This is a genomic window from Lacisediminihabitans sp. (genome assembly GCF_036404185.1).
GTDB lineage: Bacteria > Actinomycetota > Actinomycetes > Actinomycetales > Microbacteriaceae > Lacisediminihabitans.
In genome coordinates, this window is record NZ_DASWPB010000002.1 from 1 (window position 1) to 8,929 (window position 8,929).

Consider the following 8,929-nt stretch of genomic DNA (forward strand, 5'->3'; position numbering starts at 1 on the left):
CCGAGCTCCGCCGCGAGAGCCTGAAGCTCGGGGAGGCGAAGTTTGGAGAGGGCGCTTGAGTCCGGCCGGACGGCCTGGACAGTGAGGTCAGTCACTAAGAGGGTTCCTTTCCCCTCGCAAGAACCGCACCTGACAGGTACGACGGTGAGCTTGCGGGAGAGCTTGTCGTTCTCGCTTTCCGCCGGTCCGTGCGGTTGCCCTTGCGGATAACACCACGATCAAGCGGCCGTTTGATGAAAACGGGGAAGCGATTGCTAGTGATTGTGCAAACCGGGGTGCACGGCTAAGCCGAGTTTTCTACCGGGTGCATTGTCACTGTAGCACCTTTGAAGTCCACGGCCAGCAGGAGCGACTGCCAGGGCGCGCCGCGATGACTCGCCACCATCTCGGCGGCGACGAGCCGCTGGGCGGGATCGCTGCAGAGGACGAGGATCGAGGGGCCGGCACCGGAGACCACCGCGGGCAGGCCCCGGGCGCGCAGCTCGAGGATGAGCGCCTCCGTGTCCGGCATGGCAGCCGCCCGATAGCTCTGGTGCAGTTTGTCCTCGGTCGCGGCGAGCAGCAGCTCGGGGCTCTGGATGAGCGCGGCGATGAGCAGCGCGGACCGCGAGACGTTGAAGATGGCGTCCTCGTGCGGGACGGACGCGGGGCGCAGGCTGCGGGCCAGCTTCGTCGACATGGTGCTCTCCGGCACCGCCACGAGGGGCGAGACGCCGCGATGCACGATGAGCTTCTTGTGCTGCGGGCCGGCATCCGTCGTCCAGGCGATCGTGAGGCCACCGAACAGCGCGGGCGCAACGTTGTCCGGATGCCCCTCCATCGCCGTCGCGAGGGCGAGCAGCGCCCCGGAGTCGATGTCGACGATCCCGTCGAGCAGCCCCTTCGCCGCCATGATGCCGGAGACGATCGCCGCCCCGGAGGATCCGAGCCCGCGTCCGTGCGGGATGTTGTTGTGCGCCACGAGGTCCAGCCCTGGCAGCGGCTGCGAGTACACGGCGAAGGTGTGCGCGATCGCCGTGACGACGAGGTTCGTCTCGTCCGTCGGCACCTCTCCGGCCCCGACCCCGATCACCTCGACGGAGGCTCCGGGCTCCTGCCGCACCGAGACGACGAGCTCGTCGTAGAGCGAGAGGGCGAGGCCGAGGGTATCGAAGCCCGGTCCGAGGTTGGCGGTCGTCGCCGGCACGCGCACGGTCACCCTCCGGCCCGCGAGCGACACCGTCATACGGCGGCTTTGGACAGGCCGAGGACCCCGGCGACCTCCGCCGTGTCGTTCGGGACGACGATCGGGGCGATGTCGGAGCCGTCCGCGGCGCGCAGCGCCCACTGCGGGTCCTTGAGGCCGTGACCGGTGACGGTGAGCACGACCGTCGCCCCTCGCGGGATCTCCCCGGCATCGGAGCGCTCGAGCAGCCCGGCGACGCTGATCGCCGACGCCGGCTCGACGAAGATGCCGACCTCCGCGGAGAGGATGCGATGGGCCTCGAGGATGAGCTTGTCGGAGATGGCGCCGAAGTAGCCGTCGCTGACCTCGCGGGCGTTGAGGGCGAGCTCCCACGACGCCGGGTTGCCGATGCGGATCGCGCTGGCGATGGTGTCGGGGTTCTTCACCACGTGGCCGAGGACGATCGGAGCGCTCCCCGCCGCCTGGAAGCCGAACATCCGCGGGAGCTTTGTGCTCTCGCCGCGCTCGAGCTCCTCGCTGTAGCCGCGGAAGTACGCGGTGTAGTTGCCGGCGTTGCCGACGGGGACGATGTGGAAGTCCGGTGCGTCCTCGAGGACCTCGACGACCTCGAAGGCCGCCGTCTTCTGCCCCTCGATGCGGTCGGGATTGACCGAGTTGACGAGGTGGACGGGATAGTTCGCCGCGAGATCGCGAGCGATGTCGAGGCAGTCGTCGAAGTTCCCCTGCACCTGCAGCAGTTCGGCGTTGTGGGCGATGGCCTGGCTGAGCTTGCCCATCGCGATCTTGCCCTCGGGGACGAGGACGGCCGCCGTGATGCCCGCGTGGCTGGCATACGCGGCCGCCGAGGCGGAGGTGTTGCCCGTCGAGGCGCAGATGACCGCCTTGGCGCCGTGCTCGACCGCCTTGGAGATCGCCATGGTCATGCCGCGGTCCTTGAACGACCCGGTGGGATTCATCCCCTCGAACTTCACCCAGACGCTGGCGCCGGTGCGTGCCGACAGCGCGGGGGCGGGGATGAGCGGCGTTCCGCCCTCCCCCAGCGTGATGATCGGGGTCGCATCGGAGATGTTCAGTCGGTCTGCGTATTCGCGGAGGACGCCGCGCCACTGGTGGGCCATTTCAGGAACCTTCTACTCTCAGGACGGATGTGACGCGGCTGACGACGTGGCTCTCGCCCAGGGCGATGACGGTCGCGGCGAGATGCGCCTCGGATGCCTCGTGGGTGCCAATCACCAGGGTAGCGCTGGGCGCACCGTCGTCGTTTGTGGACAGCACGGACTGGTTGAGGGTCTCCACCGACACGCCCTGCTCGCTGAACAGGGTGGCGATGGCGGCGAGCACCCCCGGCTCGTCGACGACGCTGAGGCTGATCTGGTACCGGGTGCGGACGAGCGACATCGGCAGGATGGGCAGGTTGGCGTGGGTCGACTCCGCGACGCCTGGGCCGCCGATCACGTGTCGGCGCGCGGCGGAGACGAGGTCGCCGAGGACGGCGGACGCGGTCTCGATGCCGCCTGCGCCCGCGCCGTAGAACATCAGGTCGCCTGCCGCCTCCGCCTCGATGAAGACGGCGTTCTTGGCGACGTGGACGGCGGCGAGCGGATGATCGCGGGAGACAAGCGCGGGATAGACCCTGGCCGACAGTCCCTCGACACCATCGGCATCCGTGAGCCTCTCGCAGATCGCGAGGAGCTTGACGACGTAGCCGGCCTTCCGTGCCGCCTCGATCTGGTCGAGGGTCACCCCGGTGATGCCCTCGCGATGGACGGCCTCGAGCGGCACCGTCGTGTGGAAGGCGAGGCTCGCGAGGATCGCGGTCTTCTGGGCGGCGTCGTATCCCTCCGTGTCCGCGGACGGGTCCGACTTCTCGGCGTATCCGAGCTTCGTCGCGGTGGCGAGCGCCTCCTCGAGGCTCTCGCCGACGGTGTCCATCCGATCGAGGATGAAGTTGGTCGTGCCGTTGACGATGCCCAGGATGCGCTTGATCCTGTCCCCGGCGAGGCTGTCCCGCAGCGGGCGGATGATCGGGATGGCGCCGGCGACGGCCGCCTCGTAGTACAGCTGCGCCCCGACCTGCTCCGCGGCCTCGAACAGCTCCTGACCGTGAGTGGCGAGCAGCGCCTTGTTGCCGGTGATGACGTCCGCGCCGGAGTTGAGCGCCTGCAGGATGAGGGTGCGGGCCGGCTCGAGGCCGCCCATGAGCTCGATGAAGATGTCGGCGCCGAGGATGAGCGACTCCGCGTCGGTGGTGAAGAGCTCGTGCGGGATGTCGGCCGAGCGCTTCGCGTCGACGTCCCGCACCGCGACGCCGACCAGTTCGAGGCCGGCGCCGGCGCGGATGGCCAGCTCCTCGCCATGCGCGAGCAGAAGCGATGCGACCTGCGCGCCGACCGATCCGGCGCCCAGCAGGGCGACTCGGAGGTTGCGGTACTCGATCATGCTGCTCCTTGCGATTGGTGATCCGGCAGGCCCGCGTCTCGCGACAGCAGGTCGGCCTCCGTCTCTCGGCGCACGATGAGGCGGGCCCGTCCGTCCAGCACGGCGACGACCGCCGGGCGACCGAGATAGTTGTAGTTGCTCGCGAGCGACCAGCAGTATGCACCGGTCGCCGGCACGGCGAGCAGGTCACCCGGCCGCACGTCGCCGGGCAGGTAGTCGGCGAGCACCACGATGTCGCCGCTCTCGCAGTGCTTGCCGACCACCCGCACGAGGGTGGGATCGGCGTCCGAGCCGCGGTTCGCCAGGCGCACCGAGTAGTCCGCGCCGTACAGGGCGGGACGGATGTTGTCGCTCATGCCGCCGTCGACGCTCACGTACCTGCGCACGGCGGTCCCCTCGACGAGGACGTCCTTGATCGTCCCGGCCTCGTAGAGCGAGAACGTCGACGGTCCGACGATCGACCGCCCCGGCTCGACGGCGATGACGGGGACGGGGACGCCGAGCCTCGCGCACTCGCTGGAGACGATCTCCGCCAGGCTGGCCGCGATCGTCGAGACGGGCAACGCCCTGTCCGCGCTCGTGTAGGCGATCCCGAAGCCGCCGCCGAGGTTGAGCTCGGGGATCGGGCCGTCCCTCAGCAGTTCCGCGTGCAGGGCGAGCAGCCTCGAGGCGGCCTCGACGAATCCGTCCGCCTCGAAGATCTGCGAGCCGATGTGCGAGTGCAGGCCGAGGAAGCGGAGGGAGCCGAGCTCGCGGATGCGGGCGACCGCCGCGGGCGCATCGGCGAGGGTGATGCCGAACTTCTGGTCCTCGCGGGCGGTGGCGAGGTACTCGTGGGTGTGGGCGTGCACGCCGCTGTTGAGCCGCAGCCGCACCTGCTGAACGCGGGAATGGCGAGCCGCGGCATCCGCCACCCGCTCGATCTCGACGAGGCTGTCGATGATGATGACCCCGACGCCCGCGGAGACGGCACGGTCGATCTCGGCGAGCGACTTGTTGTTGCCGTGGAAGCCCAGGCGCGCCGGATCGACGCCGGCGGCGAGGGCGACCGCGAGCTCTCCCCCGCTGCACACGTCGATGAAGAGGCCGGCCTCGGTCACCCAGCGCGCGACCTCCGCCGAGAGGAAGGCCTTGCCCGCGTAGTAGACCTTGGCCGCGGAGCCGATGCGCGCGAACTCCCGATCGAAGCTCTCGCGGGCGTCCGATGCCCTGGCACGGACATCCGCCTCGTCGACGACGTACAGCGGGGTGCCGAACTCGGCGGCGAGGTCGGTGGCCGCGACGCCGGCGACCACGATCTCACCGGATGCCGAACGGGAGGCGTTCTGCGACCAGACGGCGGGCGGGAGGACGTTCGCGTCCTCCGGGTGGGCGAGCCACGACGGGGCGAGCGGATTGACAGTCACGGGAAACCTCGGTGCGGACGAAAAGACGAGCAGACAGGAGAATAAGGAGCAAGCTGCTCCGGTTCTGGTCGGAGGCCACGCCTGCCCAATCCTATTACGTCGCCGGACAGCTTCCCTTGGTCGTCAGCAGGTCGTGGTTCAGGCTCACGGACGTCGCCGTCACCACGAGCACGACCCGCTTGCCGGCGACCCTGACCGAGTGCAGCACGAATCTCTGTGGCAGCTGCGAGGCGACGCAGATCCGTTGCGTGGCCAGCAGGAGGTCGGCGGCGGGGCCGAAGGTCGACCGCAGCGTGGCCGGCGTGACCGTGTTTCCGCCGATCATCGCTCCCGTGGGCGTGAGGGTCAGGTCGCCGCCCGCCGCCGCCGGTTTGAGCGAGAGGCCGACGGGGATGTCGACCCCGAGCACGGTGAAGCTGGTGCCGAGCTGCACGGATCCCCCGTCGATCGCGACCGATCGCACCGGGAAGCCCGAGAATCCGGAGAGCATCTTCGTGAGCTCGGCCTGGTCGGCGGAGAACTGCAGCCGGAGGCTGTCGATGGGACGGCTCTGGTCGATCGGGATGCCGCGCGCGGTCAGTGTCACGTCCCCGTTCAGCGCGCCGACGCTCAGGCCCTTCACCGAGAGACGCACGTCCTCGAGGCTGCCGGAGAGCAGCTGGAAGAGGACCGAGGTCCCGCCGACGGTCACGTCGATCGGGGTCTTCTCCGGCAGGGACAGCGAGCTGCGCACCTTGTCCCTGATGAGGCCGGCGGCGTAACCGCGTGCCATCCCGTCCGCGACGAAGAAGGCGGTCACGAGGAGGACCAGGATGCCCGCGAGCACGCTGACGGGGGCGATCCAGCGCCGGCCGCGTCTCGGCGGCGGCACCTCGACGAACTCGAACTGCGGCAGGGACTCCGTCATTCCGCTACATTCTGGCCGGAGCGCCGACGCCGAGGAGACCGAGCGCGTTGCGCAGCACTGTGCCGGTGGCGTCGTTGAGCCACAGCCTGGTGCGGTGGAGGTCGGTGACCGGCTCATCGCCGAGCGGTGTCACCCTGCAGTTGTCGTACCAGCGGTGGTAGGAGCCGGCCAGCTCCTCCGCGTAGCGGGCGATCCGATGCGGTTCCCGCAGTTCCGCCGCCTGGCGCACGACCCTGGGGAACTCGGCGAGGATGCCCAGCAGCGAGCTCTCGGTCTCGTGGGCGAGCAGCGAGGCGTCGAACGCGCCGCGATCGACGCCGGACTCCGCGGCGTTCCTCGCGACCGACTGCGTGCGCGCGTGGGCGTACTGCACGTAGAAGACGGGGTTGTCGTTGGTGCGGCGGGTGAGCAGGTCGAGGTCGATGTCGAGCTGCGAGTCGCTCGAGGAGCGGACGAGGGCGTAGCGCGCGGCATCCACCCCGACCGCCTCGACGAGGTCCTCGAGGACGACGACGGTGCCGGCCCGCTTGCTCATGCGATACGGCTTGCCGTCCCGCAGCAGGTTGACCATCTGGCCGATGAGGATCTCGAGGTTGACGTAGGGGATGTCGCCGAAGGCCGCGGTCATGGCCATGAGCCGTTTGACGTAGCCGTGGTGGTCCGCGCCGAGCATGATGAGGTTGCGCTCGAAGCCGCGCTCGCGCTTGTTGAGGTAGTAGGCGAGGTCGCCGGAGATGTAGGCGCCCTCCCCGTCGCTCTTGATGACGACCCTGTCCTTGTCGTCGCCGAAGCTCGTCGTGCGCAGCCAGGTCGCGCCGTCGGCCTCGTAGATGTGGCCGAGCTCGCGCAGCCGGGCGACGGCCCGGTCGACGGCGCCGGTCTCGTGCAGCTCGTTCTCGTGAAAATACACGTCGAAGTCCACACCGAAGTCGTGCAGGCTCGCCTTGATGTCGCCGAACATGAGGTCGACGCCGATCGCGCGGAAGACCTCCTGCTGATCCTCGCGGCCAACGGTGGAGAGGTCCCCCTCGAACCGGGCAACGACGCGGTCGGCGATGTCGGCGATGTACTGGCCGCCGTACCCGTCCTCCGGCGTCGGCTCGCCCAGGTAGCTCGCGAGCAGGCTGCGGGCGAACCGGTCGATCTGGCCGCCGTGGTCGTTGAAGTAGTACTCGCGGGTGACGAGGCCGCCCTGGGCCTGGAAGACGCGGGCGAGGCTGTCACCGACGGCGGCCCAGCGCACGCCGCCGAGGTGGATGGGGCCGGTCGGGTTGGCCGAGACGAACTCGAGGTTGATGGTGACCCCGGCGTAGAGGTCTCCCCGTCCGAAGGCCTCGCCCTCGTCGACGATCGTCTTGGCGAGGGCACCGGCGGCGGCGGCATCCAGCGTGATGTTGATGAACCCGGGACCGGCGACGTCGACGGAGGCGACCCCGGCGATCGCCCGGATCTTCTCCGCCAGCTCGGTGGCCAGCTCCCTGGGGTTGATCCCGAGTGGTTTGGCGAGCTTCATGGCGATGTTGGACGCCCAGTCGCCGTGCTCCCGGTTCTTCGGGCGCTCCAGGGCGACGTCGTCGATCGTGATGGGCAGGCCGTCACGAGCCTCCAACGCAGCGTTCACGATGGTCAGAAGCTGGGCGGAGAGTTCGGCTGGGGTCACGAGCAGCAATTCTATCGGGCCCTCTCGTGCGCACCGTGGCGCGCCGGGACGAGGACGAACGCACCGATCGGGGAAGATGGAGGCAATCATCTCGAGGGGCGCATCACCATGAAACTTTCCGCAGCACGGGGACTCGGCAGGGTCGCACAGGTCGTCTCGATCGCCGCCGCGGCGGTCGTGCTGGTCGGCTGCGTCGGGACCACGGATGCCGGCCGCAGCTCCTCCCCGACGCGGACACCGAGTTCGTCCCACTCCCCCTCCGCCTCGCCCTCCGCGGGCGCCGCCGGCCCGAGCGCGACACCCTCCGCCGCCGCGGGCGGCACACCGGTGACTCTCCCCTGCAGCTCGCTCACCCCTGCCCAGGTCATGTACGACTTCAACCCCAACTTCGGGCTCGACGCGATCTTCACCCCCAAGTCGGGCACGCCCGCGGCTCGGGCGGTCGCCGACCGGGGCATCGCCTGCAACTGGACGAACCAGACCAGCGGCGACACCATCACCTTCTCGGTCGCCCGTCCCGCGGCGAGCGAGTTGACGGCGCTGAAGACCGCGGCTGCGGCTGGGACCTCCGCCGCGGGCTATGGAGACGCGGCCTGGTTCTCGTCGGCCGGCCAGGTCGGCCGGGTGGATGTGTTCCGGGGCGACTACTGGCTGACCGTGTCATCGGTCTACTTCGGTTCCGCCGCCGACGCATCCTCGCTGATCTCCGCGGCCCTGAGCGCCCTGCACTAGTGGGTCAGCGGAGTTCGACGAGCTCCGTGCCGTCGTCGGCGGGCAGCTCGTCGACGATCGCGAGGACCTGCAGGTCGAGCAGGGTGAGGTTCGACAGGTGATTGGTGAGGAAGGCGATGTCGGCCGCGTCCCGCCCGGTCGAGATGCGCAGCAGGCTCTGCCGTGGCGCGAGCCCCGTCGCATCCACGGCGAGCCATTTGCCGTCGACGAGGGCCTCCGCCACCGCGTGGAAGTCCATCGGGCTGAGCCCGGGAGCGTAGACCGCGGCCATCCGCGCCGGGACGTCGATCGCCCGCAGGAGCGCGATGACGAGATGGGCATAGTCACGGCAGACACCCTGCCTGGCGAGCAGGGTGCCCACCGCGCCATCCGTCACCCGGCTCGATCCCGGCACGTAGTACAGCCGGTCGTGCACCCAGGAGCCGACGGCGGAGAGGAGCTCGACGCCGTCCAGGCCGCCGAACTCCGACTGCGCCGTGGGCAGCAGCGTGTCCGACTCGCAGTAGCGGCTGGGCCGGAGATACACGATGGGATCGAGCGGGTCGAGAGTCGCCGGGGTCGCCTGGCCGCTCACCTCGGCGGCGTAGTCGACGGTCATC

At 69.7% G+C, this 8,929-nt stretch carries 8 protein-coding genes; 1 reads left to right on the plus strand and 7 read right to left on the minus strand.

The window, feature by feature from the left end; genetic code table 11:
- Positions 1-283: 283 nt before the first annotated feature.
- The 6 genes from thrB to argS all read right to left on the minus strand — a co-directional run bounded on the left by thrB (position 284) and on the right by argS (position 7,598).
- Positions 284-1,225 (minus strand): homoserine kinase, encoded by a 942-nt coding sequence (gene thrB / locus VGC18_RS00055; protein WP_331092926.1) that lies wholly within the window; start codon positions 1,223-1,225, stop codon positions 284-286.
- The gene (gene thrC, locus VGC18_RS00060) at positions 1,222-2,304 is read right to left on the minus strand and encodes a threonine synthase (protein WP_331092928.1); all 1,083 of its coding nucleotides are present in this window, start codon (positions 2,302-2,304) and stop codon (positions 1,222-1,224) included. The genes thrB and thrC overlap by 4 nt, the downstream gene beginning before the upstream one ends.
- Before the next feature lies 1 nt (position 2,305).
- On the minus strand, positions 2,306-3,625 hold the full coding sequence (locus VGC18_RS00065; RefSeq protein WP_331092930.1) for a homoserine dehydrogenase: 1,320 nt from the start codon (positions 3,623-3,625) through the stop codon (positions 2,306-2,308).
- Positions 3,622-5,031, minus strand: coding sequence for a diaminopimelate decarboxylase (gene lysA, locus VGC18_RS00070; RefSeq protein ID WP_331092932.1), 1,410 nt, complete (start codon positions 5,029-5,031; stop codon positions 3,622-3,624). Before lysA ends, VGC18_RS00065 begins: the two co-directional genes overlap by 4 nt.
- 94 nt (positions 5,032-5,125) lie before the next feature.
- Positions 5,126-5,938: a DUF2993 domain-containing protein gene (locus VGC18_RS00075; protein ID WP_331092934.1), complete on the minus strand. Its 813-nt coding sequence runs from the start codon at positions 5,936-5,938 to the stop codon at positions 5,126-5,128.
- Positions 5,939-5,942: 4 nt separating this feature from the next.
- The gene (argS, locus tag VGC18_RS00080) at positions 5,943-7,598 is read right to left on the minus strand and encodes an arginine--tRNA ligase (protein WP_331092936.1); all 1,656 of its coding nucleotides are present in this window, start codon (positions 7,596-7,598) and stop codon (positions 5,943-5,945) included.
- Between the two features lie 108 nt (positions 7,599-7,706).
- On the opposite strand from argS, the gene VGC18_RS00085 reads away from it, so the two are divergent.
- Complete coding sequence (locus VGC18_RS00085) at positions 7,707-8,330, plus strand: arginyl-tRNA synthetase (protein WP_331092938.1); 624 nt, start codon at positions 7,707-7,709, stop codon at positions 8,328-8,330.
- A 4-nt stretch (positions 8,331-8,334) separates the two neighbouring features.
- On the opposite strand, the gene VGC18_RS00090 is transcribed toward VGC18_RS00085, so the two are convergent.
- Positions 8,335-8,929: transglutaminase family protein (locus VGC18_RS00090; protein ID WP_331092940.1), on the minus strand; the 595-nt coding region annotated here is incomplete at its 5' end.